A 21,375-nucleotide genomic window follows, 5' to 3' on the forward strand; every position below is an offset into this window, starting at 1 on the left:
CGTAAGCCAGCCGCCTGACATACTTGCTATCTGATAGTCTGCCTTCACTGGCGGCAAGGAATCCCGCCGCCAGTGCGCACCCGTGGAAACGGTCAGACCAGAAACTATCCGTCATGCGGCGGGCAAGAGGGCATGCTGCACGAACATATCCGGCTGCCCGTAAGCTGCCTCAATCCGCTGGCAAGCCGTGTCGAAGTGCCTGCGGTCGATCTCCATGCCAATGAACTTACGACCCAACAACGCACAGGCAACGCCGGTGGTACCGCTGCCCATGAACGGATCGATTACGGTCTGTCCTTCCCGCGTGCTTGCCGCTACCAGCGTCTTGAGCAAAGCCACCGGCTTCTCGGTCGGATGATTCAATGATTTCTCGCGGGCGCAGCGGATGACGTTGCCGAGGTTGTGCGTAGGGAAAGCTGCCAGGCCCTTCTCGGCGTAGATGATGAGCTCATGCTGGTTGCGATAATTCGTTCCCATGCCAAAATGCTCTTTGTCCCAGACCACAAGGTTCTTCACGATCCAACCGGAGGATTCCAAGGCTCCGTACAGGTTCGGATACATCCGCCAGTCGATGAAGAAATGGGCTGTAGCTCCCCTCGCCGCTTTATCCAGCAACGAAACGCCCATGAGGCGCATCAGGTAGAGGAAGCCATGGGTAGCCATGTTATCGTGGCTGAACCAGTCGCCTTCCCATTTCGCGCCCCTCAGCATCCCGCCGCGCGAAGATTTACCGGCGTCTGTCCTCGCCCCGCTGGAAAACGGCGGGTCGCTTATCACTGCGTCGAAGCCTTCGATCTCTTGAAGGGATTCCAAACAGTCCCCGCAGTAAAGAGTTGCGTTTCCTATAGTTTGTTTTAATATCTTGGTCATAATCTCTACCATGTTTAGAGGTTATACAGGGAGCGGCAGCCTCCGCTCCCTACTTTCCTAGCATGGCGATTGCGTGCATGCAAGCACTAAGTTGCGGTATTCGAAAGAAATTCAAAGAAATGGCGGGCTGGTGTCAGGCGCGGCGGCTCAACCGGCGGGATGACACACGCTAGACCTGTGATGCTTGCCGTGCGGTGCCGATTCGTGAAGTGCTGATAGAGAGTTTCGATGCCGGTATCTGATCTGACGAGCGTATACCCGGCGGCAGACCGGACACGCGCCATTTGGTCGATCGAAGCGAGTTGCCGGTGCGTCAAGTGCAAGGTGGGCTGCCGGAGAAGGATGGACCAATAAGACCTCGTCCACATATAATGATCGTGCGTCTTGAAGTCTAGAGTTTCAGCCCGTCTGTTTGCTTTCAACCAAAGGAAAATAGGAAATGGCGGACAAACTTCCCGAGCCAACTTGGAAGGATCATGCCCATTTGGCTGCACGAGCAGCCATCTCCGCTGTTCCTCTTGTCGGTGGCCCTGCCCTTGAACTGTTCAACGCCGTCATAGCACCGCCGCTCCAGAATCGACGGGACGAATGGGTCCAGCAGATGGCGGATCGGCTTGTAGAGCTCGAAGCGGCTGGTTTCTTGAAGGTCGAGGATTTGGGGACCAACGAGGAGTTCATCAGCACGGTTACGCAGGCGTCGACGATTGCAATTCGTAACCACCGAAAGGAGAAGCTGGAGGCGCTCCGCAACGCAGTCCTTAACACGGCGGCTGGCCGATCACCTGGCGACACGAAACGCGAAATGTTCCTCAACCTTGTGGACGCGTTCACCGTCGATCACATTCGCATCCTGAAGACTTTGTACGAACACCAGCGATCACTAAAACGTGACGAGTTCTGGACGGATAGCGTCCAAGGACTCGCCAACATTGCTTTGGAACGTGTTCCCGAATTACCCAAAGAAGATGCTGTACCTAAGATCATCGTCAGTGACTTGTGCCGACGCGAGCTTCTCAACTGGCACGGTGAGACGTCGGGGCCATCTTTTCAACAGCGAGACCTGCCGATCGTAGTTCCCTTTGCACAGCAGTTCTTGCAGTTTATTGAGGCTCCAAAGCCGCCCAAGTAACGCATCGAGCGTGTGAATGCGGGGCGCAGTCAATGATGCCTGCCGCTACTTGGTGACTCAAACGACTATCCAGCGGAAGCGAGATGCCCCCCGCGACCTGCGGGCCATCTGCGATGTGCTCAACGATGAACGCGGAACGGGCGGGCAATCCAAGCTCGCCCGTTTGCTTGGGTGGGATTAATTCACGCTTTGGCGCAAGTTGAATTCTAAATCGAAGATTTCTGGAAGTGAAGAGCTGACTATCAGGCAAGCACTCGGAGAATAGCAGGCTTTCCACCCCATTCTTTGCGCTATTCTTTGCGCGGGTGGCGTTTCATGAGCGCAAGGAATGGTTTTAGTGGAATTGCAAATCATTAGCCAGATTGAACTTGTGGCGTCGTCGGCGCAAAGAATGGAATACGGGTGCAATTCATCCCCATGAACCCGATTCCGACGATGCCGATGCCGACGTTTTTCATAAGTCGCCCCAGATGCCAGATTTACGACGTTCAATCGTTTGCGTTTTTTTGATTACTTGCCGAAATCTGCATGGTTTTCGGGAATTTTTGTCGCCCGAATTCGGCGTTCGTCGATGGGAGTCGCGAGCCGGGATTTTGCCCGGATCGGCGGAATCGATCAAGAGCGAGTCGGGCCGGTAATCCTCGGTCAGGCCGCGACTGGGAAGTTGAGTTGGGCGAATTCGCCCGCCAGTGGAAGGATGGCGGCATCGTAGGCTCGGGTCGCCTCAACCTCGTCGGCGAAATATCCCACGATATGGAATTGCCCATTGCACCGGAAGGCGACCTTCCAGCATCGCTTCTGGCTGTTCCATGGGACGCATTTGAATCGGGAGGTGCCGGGCTGGGCCGCTCGGTTTTGTTGGTTCTGGGCGTTCACGCACACCCGGAGATTCCGGCGTCGATTGTCGAGCGTTCGCTCCCGATTCCTGTGGTCCCCCATCTCGCCGGGTTTGGCGTCCAATGATGAGGCCGTGCATGATAAGGATTCCGCCTCTGCCAGGATTCATCACACTCGTTGGGGCTGAACCTATCGCCTTCCGTCCTGATCCTGCTTGGCGTGCCACGTTTAGCAGCCGACCCAGGGGAGGTCTGTATCGTCGACCTGGGAGAGCGTGCCTTTGAACTGAGGAAATTTCGACACGCAAACAATTACACTCATTTACAGTTTTTAAAATTACTCATATACACAACAATCCGTTGTTCCCTCATCGGATTTGCGGTCTGTCGAAGGGGTTTATGCCTTTTCCTCGCATGCGGCTCATCCGCTGGTTAGAATAGAAAGCTTGAAGATCTCATCGAAAGGCTGAAAGCGATGTCCGTCAGCGTTCGCTATAACTACGTGCGATCCCGCCATCTGGAGGAAAGCTTGCGGCGAGGTTCGCGGTACGGAACTTGGATGACGACCTATTGCCGGACTCAATTCGGCTGGGGGCAGGTTTCCGAGAGAGACTATCCCGAGAACGTTGAGGGGAAGATTTTCTTTGCCCCAATCCCTTCCGAGATCGATGCTAAGGCGAAGGCGGGCCGAGTCCACCACTACCTGCGTGTGCGAGGATCAAAGGACGCTCGCAAAATCGCCAGGGGAAATCCTGACTTTCTAAAAATGATTCGGGAAGGTGAGCCGATCCCGCGCGACGCGAGGCATCTTGAGTTGAAGGTGGCAGTCGAATACACCCAGCAATTCGTCGATGCTCCCTTTGGTCGAATCGAGATTCCGGACCCGAGCGAGCCCATCCTCGGCTCCCACAGTGTGCCGATCATGGGGCTTAGTGAGGCGAATCGCTTCTTCGTCATCGCAAATTCGTGGCCAAATTGGGGCTATCATTCGCTTGGCGACATGCCCTTCGCGTTCTTCGACCGCTTTATGATCGAGTCGTGGGCGGTTGACGAATCCAAACCAGACCTCAAACCTGGTCCGGGAGGGATCACGGTAAACTCCTGGGAAGTGCCGAACCCGCTTGGCGATCGGCTCTTCGGATTCGAGGTGTACGATCCAAGCCAGGACGAGAGGATCGCCTGGAGCTTTATCGTCCAGCGTGAGGGGCTCCTGGATATCGAAGAATTCTTCGTCAAGCCGCAATTCCGCCGATGCGGTTTTGGGGTAATGCTGGCTGGCAAAATTCTGGAACTCGCGGAGGTCCAGAATCGCCGCATCCGAGCTTGGATCCCATACGTAGACGCGAGCGAGGCGAATCGCGCGGGGCTTACCGCGATACTGGAAAAATTGGGCTTGAGCGTCCGACGTAGCGGCGTCCGATGGGCGGCTTATAAGGCCGTCTCAGGTAATCCTGTTGCCTTCCCATTGGTGAGAATTCCCGATCCGCCGGCTGATCCCCCGCGCCCAGCAGACGAAGAAGTCCCGCTCGGGAGCTTGCGAGGATTAATCACGAAATACGAGGATCCCTTCAGTGCCGCCCTCTCGCCTGACGAATGGGAGGCAATACTTGATTCTAATTGACACACACACATATGGCTTTGGTGGGCGAATGGCGATTTAAGGCTGCCTCAACCTTATCTTGAAGCGATCGTAAACTCACGTGACGGGGTTGGAATTAGCGCGATCTCCTGCTGGGAGGTGGCCAAGAAGGTCGAGGTGGAGTCCCGGCGGGATCTAAGGAATAGGCCGGGAATAACTTCCCGTTTTCATGCTGGTTTGGGGAGAGCCCGGTAGTTCCATTTGGGCAGGAATTTGTCGAAGACAATTTTCATGCCCTTCTTGAATCCCTCGGCGCACTTCATGCCGGTCTGATACACCTTCTCAAGGATTCGCACTGCCACCTTCAAGCCCGTGGCAGTCTCGGTCTTGGAGATGTAGTACTGGACCGTCCCCAACGTTCGAAAGATCACCCCGCGGCAGGCCCGCGTCACGTGCGGGAAGAGGCGGTGCTCGATCGGGTTGTACTTCGAGCAGTACGGCGGGTAATGGGCGATTCGGATCTCGATGCCCAGCCGATTCGCCAACTTCTGAAGTTGCTCCTTGAATACATATCTCGACGCACTATTGCTACCTCCGCCGTCGCACAGCACCAGAAGTTTCTTTGCCCCGGGATAGGCCGACCGACCGTGATATTCCCACCAAGCCGCGATGCTGTCACAGGCCAGTTCGCTGGTGTCGTGGCTGGTGTTGAGGTGGACGAATCCAAGGTTCCGCCCCACGTCGTAGATCCCGTGCGGGATCACAGTACCGGAGCCCATACTCCCGAAGTCATGGTCGTTGACCACGATCGTTTCTTGAGTATCGACCACCCCGTCGCGTTGGAAATCGCCCAGCAATTCCTTCTTCTTCGTGTCGATGCTGATTACCGGCAAGCCGGCCTTCAAGTACCTCTTCTTGAGACGGGAGATATTCTCGAACTGGGCATTGCGATCCGGGTGGCGCGGCCCCATCGTCTTCTTCTTCACCGCCTTCCGCCTGCGGTAACCATGCTTCCGGAGCAACTTCGAGACGATGTCGCGACTGACGCGTGTCCCCAATTCCTCCATCCGCTTGGCGATCTGGCGCCGCGACAAGTTGGTCCATTTCACTTCGAGTCGCATCGGGTCGCCCGCGGTGTGATCCTCAAGGACCTTGTGAAACTTCACTTCGACGGCCAGGTCGACCTCGATCAACCGTTTCCGGCCGCCCCTTTTTTGCGAGTGCGGCCCGTGTCCAGGTCGTCCTCGCCTTCCAACTCCCCGAGGCCCAACCGGATCGTCTTCGGATCACACTCCAGGACACCCGCGATGTACTCGACCCCGCCGTGCCCCAACTTCGCGGCCTCGATCGCCGCATACCGCCGCCGGTCGTTCTCTTTCAACGAGCCGAAGAGCCGTTTCATCATCCGTTGGACTGTCGGTGTGTAGGCTTCCATGTGACCCTCCCGTATACTCCCTCCAAACATCTGGTCTGACATCCTAACCGATGCCAACCACGGAAGTTATTCCCTGCCTATTCCTAAGTTCAAGTTTCGCATAAACAGGGACGGATCGGGAGCGGCCCGAGGCCTGTTATCGACCCCGGCGACCCCTTGATCAAGTGCGAGTGAGGGCCGAAATCTCCGGCCGATGTCGGCTCAGCCCGCGCGGCTGAGAAACTCGGTGAGCTGCGCAATCCAGGCTTTTAGGTCATACCGGTTGGATAGCGCTCCCTCGGTTTTCTCCTCATAGCTGACCCGCCTCAAGGTCGTCAGCAGGTCGGCAAACGAGGCCTCTTGCTTCTTCGGATACCACGGGCGGACCGGAAAACGAAGAAATCGATGACCGGTCTGGTGGAACCAAACCACCACCAAGCTGTAGAGAAACAACGCCATCGGCGCGGTTCGCTCGATGGCCTTGGGGAGGCGATTGGCGGGATCCTCGAGGCCGAGAAGTTGCTTGGTATTTTCAAAAGTACATTCGATTGCCCAACGGTACGAGTAGGCCGAGAGAATCTGCGGGACGGTCCAATCGAGCTTGGTGCAGTAGAACATCTGATCGGGACGTTTCCCCTGGAGGTCACGCACCAAGACGATCGTCAGGAGTCGGTCCTTGCCGGCCTTGTAGTAGAGGGCCTGGATCGTCTTGACCGCCAAGCTGGCATGGAGCCCGAACTGGTCAAAGTCGTGTGGGGTCCAGGGTTGATTCGCATCCTCGGCCCACTCCTTCATGCCGGGGAGGCGCTGGCCTTTCTTGCGGGGCGCCCCTTTGGATTTCTCCTCCTTGGGAGGCGCTGGCTCATAGAGGGCCCCCTTGGGATGGACATGGCTAATGAGATGGACCGTGGGCGGAAGTTGGCCGAGGATGCTCTGGCCCCCATAGGCGCTGTCGCCGGTGATGACGATCTCGTCGTCGGGGAACCAGTCCGCCGCCAAGTGGATCAATTCCATCGCGAGTTCGGGGCGGGTGCGATGATTGGGATCGGGCTTTGCCTTTTTCTTTTTCTGGTTCTTTTTGCCCTTGGTTAAGCCTTGGCGGTTGACATAGAGCCGCATGGCGATGGGCAAGGCAAAGACTTTGGTCGGTGCCCAGAACGGGTGGACGACGATCAGGCAGAGGACGACCCAGTCGTGTCCCCAACTGACGAGAGCTTTGGCTCGACTGGAGATGAGTGGGTCGTAGTGCATGCCGGCGCCGTAGAGGGTGAGTCCGCGTTTTCGGCAGAGGGTGTCGTCGACGGCCCAGTAAAAAGTGGCGCCCGGTGCGAGGATGGAGACGACAAGCTTGGCCAGGGACATCGAGAAGTGATCGAGGTCCCAAGCGGCATGGCTGAAGAAGCGATGGAAGCGTGACCAATGTCCGATGCCAACCTGGCCGCTGGAGAAGATGAGTTCGGTAATATAGCGGTGGCGATTCGAGAGGATCCAGCCGGAGGCGATCAAGGTGAAGGTGTGGAAGGAGGGATTGGTGAAGACGGGTGTGAATTGCTGTAGCAAGAGGAGGAAGGAGGGTGTAAGTTCCATGGGTCGGCGTCCTGTGTCAGGGGAAATTGTTCGGTGTAAGGCCCAAACAATTTGCCAAAAACTGACAGAGACGCCGACGTTTTTTTTTGGAGCCCTATTGAATCTACAAGTCGGAATTTGACATTTGGGAGAAGTGCGAAACTTGAACTAAGCCTTCGCACAATTGTCCTGGATTGCCCAATTAACGTGTGGATAAAGCTGGCAGTGCGGTTGCAGGGACTTGTGGTCATTCCCCTGTCCCCCGATATCAGCCTGGAGGCTACGAACTTACCCGATAGGTACAATGAGACCAACAAAGACCCCATGGATCAGATAATCATAGCAACTTCACGTGTAGAGAATCTTCCCTTGATGACCGTCGACGAAAAAATTACCCCCTACCGTCATGTCAAACTGTGGACCCCTTCTGCCTGATCGCTCGAAGGTTAATAAGGCTCCCCATCCGCTCCATTCCCCGGTCCTCCACCATCCGCACAACGCCGGACGTTCCTTCCACGTCCAGGTTGTACGTCCCCGGGCTCCGGTTCCACAGGAGCTTGGCCTTCGGCGACTGGAATCCGGTGTTCCAGGGAGAGCGGATGACGGCGCTCTTGGACCGTCTGACACACCATTGTCACATTTTCGAGTTGAACGGAGAAAGTTGTCGCTTTCGGGACTCGATGAAAGCCAAGAAGGAACGGAAGGACGCGGAAGGACGCGGAAGGACAATCTTGCCACCCTTGCCCAGAGTGGCCATTATATAGGATCAGGTGGGTACGTTTTAGGCGTTCATGGCCCAATCCAGAGTTCCGTCGCGTGCCCGATACCAGTGGTGAAGAATCCGCTGCTGCATCCCGAGAAACAAGGCTGCGAGGGCCGCTTGAGCTTCGGGCGGCACCTGGGACCAGAGTTCATCGGGATGGGCAGCGCATTCGTTATGTGTCGTCTCTCGGCAACTTTCAATCCCAGACCGTGAACAACCACACGCCGATTTCTACACCATCGACGACGCCTGCGTTATTCCATTCCTGAAACTCACCGCCCCGGACGCACCACGGCAGCGAGCGCCTTGAAGATCTGGGTCGCGACGTTCTCCGATTGGCTCGAATTGAGCGCCACGGCGATGACCGAACGGGTCGCGGGATCGTACATCGTGGCGGCCTGGAAGCCGAACCCCTCGCCGGTGTGCCCCCACCAGCCGTTGAGCTGGCCGATGCCCAGGCCGTAGCGGTCGTACTCGGGGCCGTTGGTGGCCGGACGTGACGTTTGCTCGCGGAGTCGTAACAATTCGGAGCCGATCAGCCGTCCCGTTCCCAAGGCTCTGCCCCAGCGAATCATGTCCGGGAGCGTCGATACGATTGCGCCGGCGGCGCCCAATGCCGAGAGGTTCGATTCCGGCAGGGCCTCCGGCTCACCCGTATCCGAATCGACCTCATAAGGTGTCGGCTGCGGAGTGGCGAACGAGAAACCGGTGGGGAATGTCGTGTGCGACAGGCCGAGGGGGCGGAATAACCTGGTCCGATAGGTTTGGGCAATCGGACGTCCCGTCACCTGTTCCACGGCCATCCCGAGGAGCAGCGTGTTTGTGTTGCTGTAGTCGTACTGAGCCCCTGGGGCGAAGACCGGTGATTCGGGAATCGCCAGATTCACAAGTTCTGAATTCGTCCACTGGCGACCGATGTCGGCGCTGAATGCGTCCCCGAAAGCCTTGACTTTCGTGTAGTTCTTCACGCCGCTTGTCATACCGGCGAGCTGGGCGAGGGTGATCTGGTCGCCGTTGGGGATGCACGGCACGAACTTACCGATGGGATCGGACAGCGAGAGCCGGTGCGCGCGGGCGAGCTGGAGGACCAGGGTTACCGTGAAGGATTTGGTGACGCTGCGAATCTGGAACCGGTCCCGGAGGGACATCGGAGTGCCGCTGGCGACGTCGGAGAACCCCTGTGCGGTCATCCAGAGCGGCCTGCCGGGGGTCTGGACCCCGACCACCGCTCCCGGGATGTGGAACTCGCTCATGACCCGTTGCAGGGCCTGATTGAGGGCAGTTGTCCGAGTCGTCGGGCTGGCCGCGATTTGCAGGGGCGCAGCGTGGTGAGCACGATCAGCGGCGTGGAAATTCGCGACCATCACGTGCGGCAACGCCCCGTGGCCGGCGGACAGGGCGGCCGTTGTGAGCAACTCACGCGACTCAAGGGCTTCACAGGCGGGAGACAGTTTTCTCCGGGAAGAACCCTGCTGGCTTGACTGGCTCAACGATGAAACTCCCCGTGCATGGCTAGGACGCTCGAGCGAAATGCGTCGGCGATTTCTCTAATATACCTCGGCTAGCGGGACCGCGGTATTGAGCCGTAGCCATAGATAACATTAACTCATGTCGTTTCTTCAAACGCAACCTCTTAACCCATGTCAAACGGTATGGCATTGAGCAAAAAAACGGCATGCCACGGGATTGGAGCGAAAGAAAAGATCCTCCCCCCTGCCCCAGAACGCGGCGGTTCCAGCACAAGGGAAGCCCCACCGTTCCGCGGACGGTCGTTCGGTGTTGCCGTGAAGGAGAAACCCTGGAATAATTGCCATCCATGGAAGAAATCTATGTCAGCACCGACATTGAGACCGATGGCCCAATCCCTGGTCCGCACTCGATGCTGAGTTTCGGCTCGGCCGCCTACACGGCGGAGAAACAACTTGTCGGCACCTTCGCGGCCAACTTGCACACCCTGGCTGGCGCTTCGGCGCATCCGAAAACGATGGCGTGGTGGGAGACTCAGCCCGAGGCTTGGGCAGAGTGCCGCAAGGACTTACAAGACCCTGGTGAAGCGATGAGCGCTTACGTCGCTTGGCTGAAAACACTGCCGGGCAAGCCGGTGTTCGTGGGGTATCCTGCGGGATTTGATTTTTTGTTCGTCTATTGGTATCTGATTCGATTCACAGGAGAGTCTCCCTTCTCGTTCTCGGCCTTGGATATCAAGAGCTTTGCCATGGCAACGCTCGGCACCCCTTGGCGGGAGACCGTGAAGCGAAAGATGCCGAAGGCCTGGTTTGACAAGCTCCCGCACACCCATCAAGCCCTGGACGACGCGATCGAGCAAGGCGCCTTGTTCTGCAATATCCTCGCGGAGAATCGGAGAATCGGAGAATCAAAAAGCTGCGCGATTCATAATGTCATCGGCATGTTCCGCCACGAAGCAAGCGAACCGGCGGTGATTATCGCCACCCCTGGAATTCGCGATAGGGGCGATCGTCCCAGACCGATCCGAGAAGCTCGAGGCCCAGGCCCGGGCCTTGGGGGACCGGGAGCCGGCCTTGCGCCGCGCAAATCGGGTCGCGGACGATGGAGCGGTTCAGGGCTTCATCCTCGGGGCCGCCGATGGTTTCGAGCATCGTGAGGTTCGGGATCGAGGCGGCCAGTTGGACCGAGGCGGCCGTGGCCAGGGGGCCGTTCGGGTTGTGGGGAGCCAGGCCGATGCCATAGGCTTCGGCCAGGGCGGCGATCTTTCGTGCCTGGGTCAGGCCGCCGCAGTTGACCACGTCGGGCTGAAGCAAGTGGACGGCGCCGGCTTTCAGGAACGGTAAGACCCCATGGATCGTCGCCCACCGCTCGCCAGCCGCGATCGGGGTGCGCGACGCCCGCGTGACTTCGGCGAGCGCTTCGGGGTTTTCCGGGGGAACCGGCTCTTCGATGAACATCAGGCGGAACGGGGCGAGCGCATCGCAGAGCCGTTTGGCATTGGCGACATTGAACCGGCCATGGCAATCGACGGCCAGTTCGATCTCAGGGCCGACCGCCTGCCGCGCGGCTTCGAAGAAGGCGGCAATCCGGTCGAAAACCGCGGTGGGGAGATGCTCGGTCTCCTTCAAGGTCCGCGCAATCGCGCCTGGGCTGCCCGAGTAGCCGAGCGGTCGGTCGACGTCCCAATCCGGTGGCTCGGCGCCATAGAAGAGGGGAAGGGTAACCTTCAAGGCCCGATCGCCGCGGTCGACACAGCGCCTGGCCGCTTGGGCGAACGACGCCGGGTCGGGGCCGGCCGGACAGTGGACGTAGACGGGGACCTCGTCCCGCGTCGGCCCCCCGAACAACTCGTGGATCGGGACACCGAGGGCTTTGCCCTTCAGGTCCCAGAGTGCGATGTCGATCGCCGACAGGGCGGTGGCGTGCAGGGGTCCGCCCACCCAAAAGCTGTCGCGGTAGAGGGTTTCCGCCAGATGCTCGATCCGTCGCGGATCCTGACCGATCACACCAGGGGACAGGTCGGCCAGATGCGCGGCCACAGTGCCGCTGGCACGTTTCAGGACGACCTCCGAAACGCCGGCGAGTCCAGTGTCGGTCTCGATCCGAGTCAAAACGGCGTTTCGGAATCCGAGCGGGACGATCGCGGTCCGGATGGCAACGATCTTCATGGGGGAACAGTTCCTCGGGCCTCTCGTCTCGCGATCTGGATCGACTTCGGCTCGCCGCTCATCATCGGACGCGCCGGACACCTCCAAAATCGTTCCCATCCAGACGGTTGCGACGATTTTTTGGAAGCGAGCGGCGTGCCCTGCCCTTGTATCGTACGCCTTGACCCTCGACTCGCAAATGGTGGAGCGAGGAACCCGGGCGTCGAGCATCAGCCGGCCCACCCGCACGACCTTTGCGCGTGACATTGCCGCGGTCGATTCGTTTTTAAGCCGGTATCTCTCCCCCTGAAATCAAGCACTCGCGTCGTGCCAGGAGGGCGCGGAGCCCCCTGGACTGAGTTGGGCCCAGCGTGCAAGCGATTCGGGTTCCCTCGGAGACGCGGCCGAAGGATGCATAAAAAAACGGCCGAGGTGGGTTTGTGACCCAGCCCGGCCGTGGACAGCCATCGCGATATTCGAAGGGGGGGACGGCACGATCAGGGACCGAGGCCGCCATGGGTCCGGAAGGGCGTCATGTGCGACGGCTGATCGAGGAACCAGAAGCGTTCCCATTCGTCGCCGGCCATCCGGAGGTTTTCCGAGTCGACGAGCAACTCTTCCGCTCGTCTGGGCTTATAGGCCGCATAGTGCGGCAAGGGGAACGGGGCACAACCCTCGCTCATCACGACGAGAGCCGCGACCACGAGCATCATGGCCGCCAAAGGTTTCCGCATTTGGGGATCCTCCCGCCTTCGGTGACCGCACGGATCGGTCCAGCCGCGCGTTCCATCGCGTGGCTCCAACCCGGGGGACGCGCGCTTCGACTCATCCCAAGTCGCCGCGCGAGCCTACGATTCCGTTCTCGACGATTCGGACCTCGTCGTCAGCCGGGCCGGCAACGTCTCCGGCGATCCAAGCGGGAGTCGCAGGGGAGACTTGCCTCATTCCAAGGCGTCGGCCCCGGCGGGCGATTCTGCCCGAGATTCGGTGGCCGTCTCAACAGGTCCGTTGCCTTCTTCATCGGCATCCGAGTCCTCTTCCAATAAGGGAAGATTTGCCGGATTCATCTTTCGGACCAATTCTTCCATCTCTTTGCCCGGTTTAAACGTCACCACGTTCTTCGAAGGCACGAAAACCTTGTCCCCGGTCCGAGGGTTTCTCGCCTTCCGAGGCGCCCGTTGCTTGACCTCGAAAACACCGAAGTTTCGCAGTTCGATCCGCCCCTCGGAAACCAAGGTATGGATGATTGCGTCAAGGGTTCGCTGGACGATATCTTTCGTCTTGAGCTGGGTCAGCCCGATATCTTCAGAGATCTTCTTGACGATTTCTTTCTTGGTCACGATGACGATCTCCCTGCGGGAAAGCCAATTCATTTACGCTGGCTGATTGGCTCAACTGTATTGGTGGCTTGGAGTAATGTCAAGTTAAAATCGTTGGCAAGGTCCTGGGCCGAGGGTGCGCGGCGTGAACTTTTCCGCCATCCACGAAAGGAAGGCAGGCTGGGTCGATGCAAGCTCCACGGTCATGAGGATTCGGTGGGGCCGGGTTCCGGCTGAGCGCGTTGCGACCACGCGGCACGCAAATGATGATGCAAGGGAGCGTAATCCCAGGGCAATCCGAAGTCTTCGGCCAGCCGTTTGAGGCGAGCGAGGAAGGTTTCGCTCAGATCCGCGGCCTGGCCCTCGTAATTGGGGTCGCAAAAGTAGACACGACAGCCCAAGGGCCGCGCTTCCCTGGCGGTGCAGCGTCCTTGAGCGTCCTGCCAGGGGCAGGTTAACCCCTGGTCGAGGGGGCGAGACGGTGCGGGGGCATCGGCGAGGAGCACGCTCAACTCGGGGGCCGAGAGAAAGAGCGTGTGGTCGTACTCCTTGAAACGGCAACAACGGCCACTGAGCTGACAGACCGGCGCCCGTCGAGCCACCTCGGCGTCAAGATCCGCATAAATGGCGAGCAGGGCGCCACGAAATGCGTCCACCTCGAGTTCGACGGGATCAGTCTGAAAGCTCATGAGTGGACTCGGGCGGCCGACGCCTGGATCTCCTCGAGGCTGAATAATTGTCCTCGCCCCGAGCCGGGACAGACCGACTTGACCCCGTCCCAATCCTCGGGGGTCTCAAGATTCTCGGGCCAGAATGGCCAGGTCTGGCACTGGACCGGTCGCGCGGAGTAGACCGTGCAACCACTGGCTTTGTCCCAGAAAACGCAATCGCCACCGGGCTTTTCGATCAGGCTGTACCGCTGGCCCACCCGGCGCACGTATTGCTTGGAGAATTGGTCAACCGTCTCGCCGCGAAAGGCCGCGAGTCGAGCGATCTCCTCGGCAATCACCCAGACGTAGCCAGGAGCCCCCGTGCAGCAGGCGCCACAACGCGTACACTCGAACGACAGTCCGTCGCCGTACCAGGTCGAGTCTTGATCCGTATCCGTTGAGCTCATCATACGTTCCGAAAAAAGAGCGGGCGGGCCTCCGACGAGTCCCACCTCTTCGTCTCAGTCTAACCAGGCCCCACGTGAGGGGCAACCCGTTCGATCCCAAGTCGTAGGGAAATCGAGAGTTGTGGACCTCGAGCCAACTCTTGAACGCGCAATAATGAGGCCGCGACCGGGTCCGTCCTTCCGGAACCGATCCGATCCGATCCGTGGGGTTCGATCGCGGTTTGATTGAGGGGAGATCCCGCTTCGGACGCCCTGCTCTTCTCTCGAGTCGAAGATTGCGGCGGATTCGCGCAGAGCTAAAGGACAATGAGTCTGAGAATGTTTGTGTCACCGACGCCTGTTCGTCTTATGATGGACAATACCCGACCGGGCCAGGCGAGGGAGGGATCATGAGCGGACCCGTTGAGCGAATGACGTTGACCCACCTGCAGATTCCGTTCAAAGAATCGTGCCGAGGGGTGGGAGGCGAGGCGACAATCAAGGACGCGATCCTGGTGACTGTCGAGACCAGCGACGGTCTGGGGCTGGGTGAGTGTTCCCCGACCACCGCGGCCCTCTGCGAGGCGAGCGATACCCTTGAGGAGTGCTGGTCCGACCTGGCCGATCGAATCGCGCCCCGCCTTCTCGGCCGGTCGTTCGCGACCGTCGAGGAGATCAGCGACCTGGCCGTGACCTGGAAGTCGGCCCATGCCTCGGCGATCGCGGGAGCAGAAACCGCATGCTGGGACGCACTTGGCCAGGCGCGACGCGCTCCATTGGCCGAGATGCTGGGGGCCTCGAGCGATCAACTTGGCCTGAAGGTCGAGGCGGGGCTGGCCGTCGGTCTTTATCCAACCGTGGTCGAGATGCTCAAGGCCATTGAGAATCACCTGGCCGAAGGCTATCGCCGGCTCAAGATCGAGATCGAACCCGGCCGCGACGTCGAGCTGGTCCACGCCGTCCGCCAGCACTTCGGCGATATCCCGCTGATGGTCGATGCGCGGGGGGCGTACACGATCGCCAACCTTGACGTCTTCCGCGAACTCGACGAGTTCGACCTGCTCATGATCGAGCAGCCGATGGCCGACGACGACCTGACGGGGTCAGCGGCCCTGCAGGCGGAACTCGCCACGCCCATCTGCCTGGACGAGTCGGCGAGCTCACTCGAGCTGGTCGGCGAGGCGATTGAGAGGGCCGCCTGCCGGATCGTCAGCCTCAAGATTCAGCGCGTGGGGGGGCTCGGCCCCGCACTCGCGATGCACGATCTCTGTTATCAGCACGGGATCGTCTGCTGGGTGGGAACGACCCCCGAGCTGGGTATCGGCCAAGCACATGGCATTCACCTCGCCGCGCTCGGCAATTGTCGATATCCGACGGACATCGGCCCCAGCGTCCGCTGGTTCATCGACGACTACGTATCTCCTGATCTCGAGATGGCGGCTCCTGGAATCCTTAGCGTCCCGTCCCGCCCCGGTCTGGGATATCAGATGGACCACGCCAAGGTCAGACGCTATCAGGTCCGCCAGTCGGAGTTCACCACCCGAACGAGTGGATGAGGCCAAAGGCGAAGTCGAAGATCCCTTAAAGGAACACCTCGTGATTCGACTGACGCAGGCGATCGTGGCCGTGATGGCTTCCACCGTGGCTTCGGGGTTCGCGGGGGGAGTCGTCGGCGCGACCATCGGGCGCTTCGCCCCTTCATTCGTGACCTGGCTCCACTCGCCGCAGTTCCACCCGCCGCCGCTCCAGCCGAGGGGAGTCGTCATGGTCAACTTCGACCCAACCGAATTCGGCTTCGGCCTCGGGGTCGTGAGCGGTCTCTTGATGGGGGCGGGGACGGGACTCTTCCTGGTGGTCGTCCTGACCCTTCGGGACGCTTGGCTGGCGCGGGGGGGGGTCTCGTTTGCGAAGCAAGAACGCGAACCCGTCTACGATTGAGCGGCGGCCCCTGTCCGAAGCCACAAGCTGGCTAGCCGTGGCCGTGAGGAATGACCACGGTGGTCCACCAGCCAGGGACACCGTTCCCGATCAGCCGCCGATCGAATGCATCAGACGTTCGGGCTTAATGAATCGCGACGTATTGATTTCATGCCCTTCCCACTTCCCCGCGACACTCTCAAGGAGCACCCGCGCGATCTCCGCGTCAGTCGCATTGCCGCGGAGCAAGGCGCGGATGTCAGACTCTTCCAAGGCGAAGAGGCAGTTCCGCAGCTTGCCGTCGGCGGTCAGGCGGATCCGGTTGCAGCTCATGCAGAACGGGCGGCTCACCGAGGCGATCAGACCGACCCGCCCTTTGCCATCTTCGTAGTCGTAGTCAACGGCGGGAGCCCGTTCGTCCTGGTTGGGGGCAGGCTTGAGCGGGCCGATCCCCTGGGTCAAGAGGTCGAGGATGTCGGCCGCGAGCAGGACCTTGTCCCGTTCCCAATGGTTGGCCACGTCCAGCGGCATGTACTCGATGAACCGAAGCTCCAGATCGTGCTCGCGCGCGAAGAGCGCCAGGGGGACCGTGTCGGGCTCGGTCACCCCTTTGATTGCGATTGCGTTGATCTTGACCGGGTGAAACCCGGCGGCCTTGGCGGCGTGGATGCCTTCGATGACCTGTTCGAAGCCGGTGCGTCGGGTCAGCTCGAGGAACTTGGCAGGGTCCATCGTATCGAGGCTGACATTAATCCGGCGCAGGCCAGCGTCCCAGAGCTCGCGTGCCATCGGAGCGAGCAATAAGCCGTTCGTTGTCAGCCCGATGTCCTTGATTCCCGGGATTGCGGCGATCCGATCGACCAGGAGCGGCAAGTCGCGGCGGACCAAGGGCTCGCCTCCGGTGAGCCGGATCTTGTCGATCCCGAGACTCACCGCCACCCGGACGAACCGCTCGATCTCCTCGAAGGAAAGCAGGCTCGCCCGAGGCATGAACTCCACCGTTTCGGGCATGCAATAAACGCAGCGGATATTGCAGCGGTCCGTGACGCTGATCCGCAGGTTATTGTGAACCCTGCCGAAGGAGTCGATAAGCCGGCCGTCGTTTGAAGTCATGCTTGCCGTCGCATTAAGGGATGTGCTCCACTTCCCTCTGCAGTATACGCGGCGCATCCCTCCGAGAGAACCGAGGGCCGCCCTGCTCTCCCGATCCCCCCGCGCGGTTTGGGCCGAATCCAGCGGTTTCCGCCACGCATGCTTACCCTGGGACCAAGGGCACCTCGTATGCATTCTGGTTTTGTCGCCGAGGCCGAGTCCCCGATCAGGCACTCCTCCCTTGCTTAGGCCTTTGGTCCGAGGCCAGGATGAACCCATTCCTCGCTCCCATCGGCCCAGACTTCCTTCTTCCAGATCGGGACCACCTCTTTCAAGGTGTCGATGAGCCAGCGGCAAGCGTCGAATGCCTGGTGGCGGTGGGGGCAACTGACGGCGACAACCACGCTGATCTCCCCCAGGCCGAGGTGCCCGACCCGGTGCACCAGCGCCACGTCAAGAATCGGCCAGCGCTGGCGTGCCTCGGCTTCCAACTCGCCCAGCTTTTTGAGGGCCATTTCCGGGTAGGCCTCATAGTCGAGCGCCATCGTCTGGCGGTCGCCGGTCATCTCGCGAACAGTGCCCAGGAAGGAACAGACAGCGCCCGCCTGATTCGAGCGCACTCGCTCGGTCAACGCGGCATGGTCGATCGGGGCTTCGGTAATCTCGATCATTGGATGGGTCTCAGCGTCTTGAGAATGACGATCAGGGACGGTTCATCAATGATTGCCAGAGGAGAACGGGTCACAACTCGGGGCGAGTAAACTCTCTGAGGCAAGCGTGGAGCATGAGCTCTCAGTCTTTTCCCATCTTCAAGGATTCGCTCGCCTTACGGGCGAGCGAAATGCTTCACACAAACCAGAGCGCAATAAAAAACGCCCCGACCCTTCGATGAAGAAGGATCGGGGCGTTGCTGAAGGATTCCGGCGATCACCGACTTTCGCGCCAAAGGCACTATCATGGGCCTGACGGGCTTAACGGCCGTGTTCGGAATGGGAACGGGTGGGACCCCGTCAGTATGTTCGCCGGAAAAGCACTCGGCAGGCGATCAAGCCTGCCGAGCACGTGTCAGTCGTTCAGGTTCGTGTGGTCATCACGCAAGTTCAAACCGCGCGTTTCGATGGGCATGACCAACCGTCTTCGAGTCTCTTCACGACGCGTGGTCCCCGTATTGGATGGGATCCGTCGCCGTGTGATCGATCGAATGCGATCGGTGAATGATGCAACCCTGATTCCTGTCCGATTCGAGTCCCGATCAAGGGAGCCGGCGGACGGATCGGGGTGGTCAAGCGATCGGCTGTTAGGACCGGTCGGCTGCGGCGATCACTCGCCGTGCACTCCCGGCCTATCGACCTGGTCGTCTTCCAGGAGCCTTCGCACTTGCGTGCTGGAAACCTCGTCTTGAAGAGGGCTTCGCGCTTAGATGCCTTCAGCGCTTATCCTTTCCCGACCTAGCTACCCGGCGATGCCCCGAGCGGAACAGCCGGTACACCAGAGGTCGGTCCTCCCCAATCCTCTCGTACTAGGGGAGACCCTTCGCAAGTTTCCTACGCCCACGGCAGATAGGGACCGACCTGTCTCACGACGGTCTGAACCCAGCTCGCGTACCGCTTTCATTGGCGAACAGCCAAACCCTTGGGACCTTCTCCAGCCCCAGGATGCGATGAGCCGACATCGAGGTGCCAAACCTCCCCGCCGCTATGGACGCTCGGGGGAGATCAGCCTGTTATCCCCGGAGTACCTTTTATCTGTTGAGCGACGGCCTTTCCATCCAGCACCGCCGGATCACTAACGCCGACTTTCGTCCCTGCTCGACTGATGGGTCTCGCAGTCAGGCACCCTTCTACGTTTGCGCTCATGTTGCCAGATTGCCGACCTGGCCGAGGGTACCATTGCACTCCTCCGTTACTCTTTGGGAGGAGACCGCCCCAGTCAAACTGCCCGATGAGCATGGTCCCGGTCCGGGCTACGGACCGGTGAGGATCAGAGTCATTTCAGGGTGGTATTTCACCGATGGCTCCCCGACGGCTGGCGCCGCCGGATCACGGCCTCCCACCTATGCTACACAGAAAGGACGCTGACCCAATGCCAACCTGCAGTAAAGGTTCACGGGGTCTTTCCGTCTGACCGCGGGTACGTGGCATCTTCACCACGGCTACAGTTTCACCGGGTCCCTCGTGGAGACAGTGCTCCAGTCGTTACGCCATTCATGCAGGTCGGAACTTACCCGACAAGGAACTTCGCTACCTTAGGACCGTCATAGTTACGGCCGCCGTTTATCGGGGCTTCGGTCGCCAACTTCAGCTTACGCCTCATCGGCTCCCTTAACCTACCGACACCGAGCAGGCGTCAGACTCTATACGTCCTCTTGCGAGTTGGCAGAGTCCTGTGTTTTTGATAAACAGTCGCTAGAGCCGATTCTCTGCGGCTCTCCTTACGGAGAGCACCCCTTATACCGAAGGTACGGGGTCATTTTGCCGAGTTCCTTCACGAGGGTTCTCCCGAACGCCTTCGGATACTCGCCTAGCACACCTGTGTCGGATTGCGGTACGGGCCGGATGGTTCGTCCCGACAGGGCTTTTCGTGGCCGGCTTGGCATCAGGCTTCCAGATCGAATGCTGTCGGCCTTGCGGCACGGGGTATTCTAGCACCCCGACCTGACTGAAACCGGCGTCCTCTGTCGTTCAACCTTACCATCGGGTGGCGGAATATTAACCGTCTGTCCATCGGCTACGCCCTTGGGCCTCGCCTTAGGTCCCGACTGACCCTGGGCGGATTGACCTTCCCCAGGAAACCTTGTGCTTTCGGCGGACAGGCTTCCCACCTGTCTTGTCGTTACTCGTTCCGGCATTCGCACTCGCCCACGCTCCACAGATCGTTTCCATTCTGCTTCGTTGCGGTGGGCGACGCTCTCCTACCATCAGTTTGACCTGATCCGCGACTGCGGCACGACGCTTAGTCCCCGTCATTTTCGGCGCGGGATGGCTCGACCGGTAAGCTGTTACGCACTTTTGAAATGATGGCTGCTTCTAAGCCAACATCCCGGCTGTCACCGCGATCCCACTTCCTTTGCCACTGAGCGTCGATTTGGGGGCCTTGGTCGGCGGTCTGGGTTGTTTCCCTTTTGAACGTGAAGCTTATCCCCCACGTTCTGACTCCCGGGGTCCGTCACGCGGTATTCGGAGTTGGGTTTCGGAGGGTAGGCGGGAAGCCCCCCTACCGAATTCCGTCGCTCTACCCCCGCGTGATATGTCCCGAGGCTGGCCCTAAAGCCATTTCGGAGAGAACGAGCTATCTCCAGGTTTGATAAGACTTTCACTCCTCCCCACGGGTCCTCCCCCAGTTTTTCAACACTGGTGGGTTCGGTCCTCCACGACCGGTTAGGGTCGCTTCAACCTGCCCATGGGTAGTTCACCTGGTTTCGCGTCTACTGCACCCGACTATGGCGCCCGATGAAGACTCGCTTTCGCTACGGCTCCCCCCCTGAAGGGGTTAACCTGGGGCCGGATACAGTAACTCGCCGGATCATTATGCAAAAGGCACGCGGTCACGCGGTCTCCGAAGAGACATCGCGCTCCCACCGCTTGTAGGCACGGGGTTTCAGGTTCAGTCTCCTCCCCTCATCGGGGTTCTTCCCACCGTTCGGTCGCCCTACTGGGTTCGCTATCGGTCGTCATCGAGTGCTTAGCCTTGCGGGATGGTCCCCGCCGATTCAGGCCGGGTTTCACGTGCCCGACCCTACTCGGGTACCGAAGAGGGGAGGTTGCATCGTCGCTTACGGGGCTATCACCCGCTCTGGCGCTCCGTTCCAGGAGACTTCAGCTGACGCTCACTCATCCCATGTTATCGGCCCCACGACCCCGAGTGGTGTCCCACTCGGTTTAGGCTGATCCCCGTTCGCTCGCCGCTACTGAGGGAGTCTCGGTTGATTTCCTTTCCTCCGGGTACTGAGATGTTTCAGTTCCCCGGGTCTCTACAGGCATTCCAGGATCGACGTTCGTTGGGCAACTCCCCTGGACTTATCGCAGCCTTCCACGCCTGTCTCTCTGATGACGCCTAGGCATCCCCCCCGTGCCCTTAGGAGCTTGACCACGCCGATCCGGACGCCGCGGTTTCCCGAAAGAAACTCGGCTGCCGAACTGGCGAGGGGTCAGTCCCCGATCTCAATCTTCGATCGAGTGCC

At 59.7% G+C, this 21,375-nt stretch carries 19 protein-coding genes, 2 rRNA genes and 1 pseudogene; 8 read left to right on the top strand and 14 right to left on the bottom strand.

All coding sequences use genetic code 11. From position 1 onward, the window contains the following. Positions 1-111 precede the first annotated feature (111 nt). Positions 112-870: a DNA-methyltransferase gene (locus BUS42_RS19190; protein WP_074311238.1), complete on the bottom strand. Its 759-nt coding sequence runs from the start codon at positions 868-870 to the stop codon at positions 112-114. Between the two features lie 439 nt (positions 871-1,309). On the opposite strand from BUS42_RS19190, the gene BUS42_RS19195 reads away from it, so the two are divergent. From BUS42_RS19195 to BUS42_RS19210, 3 genes are all read left to right on the top strand, one after another. Beyond that, on the top strand, positions 1,310-1,999 hold the full coding sequence (locus BUS42_RS19195; RefSeq protein WP_074308822.1) for a hypothetical protein: 690 nt from the start codon (positions 1,310-1,312) through the stop codon (positions 1,997-1,999). 669 nt (positions 2,000-2,668) lie between these two features. After that, positions 2,669-2,962, top strand: coding sequence for a hypothetical protein (locus BUS42_RS42850; protein ID WP_143206379.1), 294 nt, complete (start codon positions 2,669-2,671; stop codon positions 2,960-2,962). A 432-nt stretch (positions 2,963-3,394) separates the two neighbouring features. Beyond that, positions 3,395-4,456: a GNAT family protein gene (locus BUS42_RS19210; RefSeq protein ID WP_074308824.1), complete on the top strand. Its 1,062-nt coding sequence runs from the start codon at positions 3,395-3,397 to the stop codon at positions 4,454-4,456. Positions 4,457-4,641: 185 nt separating this feature from the next. Here the strand turns inward: BUS42_RS19210 and BUS42_RS19215 are convergent, their stop codons facing one another. From BUS42_RS19215 to BUS42_RS19225, 3 genes are all read right to left on the bottom strand, one after another. After that, the gene (locus BUS42_RS19215; RefSeq protein ID WP_074308826.1) at positions 4,642-5,607 is read right to left on the bottom strand and encodes an ISAzo13 family transposase; all 966 of its coding nucleotides are present in this window, start codon (positions 5,605-5,607) and stop codon (positions 4,642-4,644) included. After that, positions 5,604-5,849 carry a hypothetical protein gene (locus tag BUS42_RS44420; protein ID WP_074306014.1) on the bottom strand — a complete coding sequence of 82 codons (246 nt, stop codon included), beginning with the start codon at positions 5,847-5,849 and terminating at the stop codon, positions 5,604-5,606. The genes BUS42_RS19215 and BUS42_RS44420 overlap by 4 nt, the downstream gene beginning before the upstream one ends. 201 nt (positions 5,850-6,050) lie before the next feature. Then, on the bottom strand, positions 6,051-7,415 hold the full coding sequence (locus BUS42_RS19225; RefSeq protein WP_074304624.1) for an IS701 family transposase: 1,365 nt from the start codon (positions 7,413-7,415) through the stop codon (positions 6,051-6,053). Positions 7,416-7,619: 204 nt separating this feature from the next. Between BUS42_RS19225 and BUS42_RS46555 the strand changes: the two genes are divergently transcribed. After that, positions 7,620-7,829 carry a PIN domain-containing protein gene (locus tag BUS42_RS46555; protein ID WP_410001714.1) on the top strand — a complete coding sequence of 70 codons (210 nt, stop codon included), beginning with the start codon at positions 7,620-7,622 and terminating at the stop codon, positions 7,827-7,829. Continuing rightward, on the top strand, positions 7,811-8,158 hold the full coding sequence (locus tag BUS42_RS46560; RefSeq protein ID WP_074308829.1) for an ATP-binding protein: 348 nt from the start codon (positions 7,811-7,813) through the stop codon (positions 8,156-8,158). Before BUS42_RS46555 ends, BUS42_RS46560 begins: the two co-directional genes overlap by 19 nt. A 271-nt stretch (positions 8,159-8,429) precedes the next feature. Here BUS42_RS46560 and BUS42_RS19240 read toward each other — a convergent pair whose 3' ends face one another. Beyond that, positions 8,430-9,647: a serine hydrolase domain-containing protein gene (locus tag BUS42_RS19240; protein ID WP_143206381.1), complete on the bottom strand. Its 1,218-nt coding sequence runs from the start codon at positions 9,645-9,647 to the stop codon at positions 8,430-8,432. Positions 9,648-9,973: 326 nt separating this feature from the next. Here BUS42_RS19240 and BUS42_RS46565 point away from each other — a divergent pair. After that, positions 9,974-10,522: pseudogene (locus BUS42_RS46565) on the top strand (exonuclease); the annotation flags it as partial. A 76-nt stretch (positions 10,523-10,598) separates the two neighbouring features. On the opposite strand, the gene BUS42_RS19250 reads toward BUS42_RS46565, so the two are convergent. The 5 genes from BUS42_RS19250 to BUS42_RS19270 all read right to left on the bottom strand — a co-directional run bounded on the left by BUS42_RS19250 (position 10,599) and on the right by BUS42_RS19270 (position 14,210). After that, positions 10,599-11,792, bottom strand: a complete 1,194-nt coding sequence (locus BUS42_RS19250; protein WP_074311244.1) for a mandelate racemase/muconate lactonizing enzyme family protein — start codon at positions 11,790-11,792, stop codon at positions 10,599-10,601. Between the two features lie 476 nt (positions 11,793-12,268). Continuing rightward, positions 12,269-12,505: a hypothetical protein gene (locus tag BUS42_RS19255; protein WP_074308832.1), complete on the bottom strand. Its 237-nt coding sequence runs from the start codon at positions 12,503-12,505 to the stop codon at positions 12,269-12,271. 207 nt (positions 12,506-12,712) lie between these two features. Beyond that, positions 12,713-13,111, bottom strand: coding sequence for an HU family DNA-binding protein (locus BUS42_RS19260; RefSeq protein ID WP_254053614.1), 399 nt, complete (start codon positions 13,109-13,111; stop codon positions 12,713-12,715). A 182-nt stretch (positions 13,112-13,293) separates the two neighbouring features. Then, positions 13,294-13,779 carry a hypothetical protein gene (locus tag BUS42_RS19265; protein WP_074308835.1) on the bottom strand — a complete coding sequence of 162 codons (486 nt, stop codon included), beginning with the start codon at positions 13,777-13,779 and terminating at the stop codon, positions 13,294-13,296. Further along, positions 13,776-14,210, bottom strand: coding sequence for a YkgJ family cysteine cluster protein (locus tag BUS42_RS19270; protein WP_083670336.1), 435 nt, complete (start codon positions 14,208-14,210; stop codon positions 13,776-13,778). Before BUS42_RS19270 ends, BUS42_RS19265 begins: the two co-directional genes overlap by 4 nt. 386 nt (positions 14,211-14,596) lie before the next feature. Between BUS42_RS19270 and menC the strand changes: the two genes are divergently transcribed. Continuing rightward, the gene (gene menC, locus BUS42_RS19275) at positions 14,597-15,742 is read left to right on the top strand and encodes an o-succinylbenzoate synthase (protein ID WP_074308837.1); all 1,146 of its coding nucleotides are present in this window, start codon (positions 14,597-14,599) and stop codon (positions 15,740-15,742) included. 40 nt (positions 15,743-15,782) lie between these two features. Further along, positions 15,783-16,124 carry a hypothetical protein gene (locus tag BUS42_RS19280; RefSeq protein WP_074311247.1) on the top strand — a complete coding sequence of 114 codons (342 nt, stop codon included), beginning with the start codon at positions 15,783-15,785 and terminating at the stop codon, positions 16,122-16,124. A 90-nt stretch (positions 16,125-16,214) separates the two neighbouring features. Here the strand turns inward: BUS42_RS19280 and moaA are convergent, their stop codons facing one another. The 4 genes from moaA to BUS42_RS19300 all read right to left on the bottom strand — a co-directional run bounded on the left by moaA (position 16,215) and on the right by BUS42_RS19300 (position 21,283). After that, the gene (gene moaA / locus BUS42_RS19285) at positions 16,215-17,216 is read right to left on the bottom strand and encodes a GTP 3',8-cyclase MoaA (protein ID WP_074308839.1); all 1,002 of its coding nucleotides are present in this window, start codon (positions 17,214-17,216) and stop codon (positions 16,215-16,217) included. A gap of 224 nt (positions 17,217-17,440) precedes the next feature. Further along, complete coding sequence (locus BUS42_RS19290; protein WP_074308840.1) at positions 17,441-17,866, bottom strand: molybdenum cofactor biosynthesis protein MoaE; 426 nt, start codon at positions 17,864-17,866, stop codon at positions 17,441-17,443. 247 nt (positions 17,867-18,113) lie between these two features. Beyond that, positions 18,114-18,222 (bottom strand): 5S ribosomal RNA (gene rrf, locus BUS42_RS19295). A 251-nt stretch (positions 18,223-18,473) separates the two neighbouring features. Then, positions 18,474-21,283: ribosomal RNA gene (locus BUS42_RS19300) — 23S ribosomal RNA — on the bottom strand. Positions 21,284-21,375 lie beyond the last annotated feature (92 nt).

It is taken from the genome of Singulisphaera sp. GP187 (assembly GCF_900129635.1).
Lineage (GTDB): Bacteria > Planctomycetota > Planctomycetia > Isosphaerales > Isosphaeraceae > Singulisphaera.

Coding starts and splice junctions, on each gene's coding strand:
- BUS42_RS19210 (WP_074308824.1), top strand. CDS start 3,395: ATGACGACCTATTGCCGGACTCAATTCGGCTGGGGGCAGGTTTCCGAG.
- BUS42_RS19290 (WP_074308840.1), bottom strand. CDS start 17,866: ATGATCGAGATTACCGAAGCCCCGATCGACCATGCCGCGTTGACCGAG.
- BUS42_RS19255 (WP_074308832.1), bottom strand. CDS start 12,505: ATGCGGAAACCTTTGGCGGCCATGATGCTCGTGGTCGCGGCTCTCGTC.
- BUS42_RS19265 (WP_074308835.1), bottom strand. CDS start 13,779: ATGAGCTTTCAGACTGATCCCGTCGAACTCGAGGTGGACGCATTTCGT.
- BUS42_RS19225 (WP_074304624.1), bottom strand. CDS start 7,415: ATGGAACTTACACCCTCCTTCCTCCTCTTGCTACAGCAATTCACACCC.
- BUS42_RS19270 (WP_083670336.1), bottom strand. CDS start 14,210: ATGATGAGCTCAACGGATACGGATCAAGACTCGACCTGGTACGGCGAC.
- BUS42_RS19190 (WP_074311238.1), bottom strand. CDS start 870: ATGACCAAGATATTAAAACAAACTATAGGAAACGCAACTCTTTACTGC.
- moaA (WP_074308839.1), bottom strand. CDS start 17,216: ATGACTTCAAACGACGGCCGGCTTATCGACTCCTTCGGCAGGGTTCAC.
- menC (WP_074308837.1), top strand. CDS start 14,597: ATGAGCGGACCCGTTGAGCGAATGACGTTGACCCACCTGCAGATTCCG.
- BUS42_RS19250 (WP_074311244.1), bottom strand. CDS start 11,792: ATGAAGATCGTTGCCATCCGGACCGCGATCGTCCCGCTCGGATTCCGA.
- BUS42_RS19195 (WP_074308822.1), top strand. CDS start 1,310: ATGGCGGACAAACTTCCCGAGCCAACTTGGAAGGATCATGCCCATTTG.
- BUS42_RS44420 (WP_074306014.1), bottom strand. CDS start 5,849: ATGGAAGCCTACACACCGACAGTCCAACGGATGATGAAACGGCTCTTC.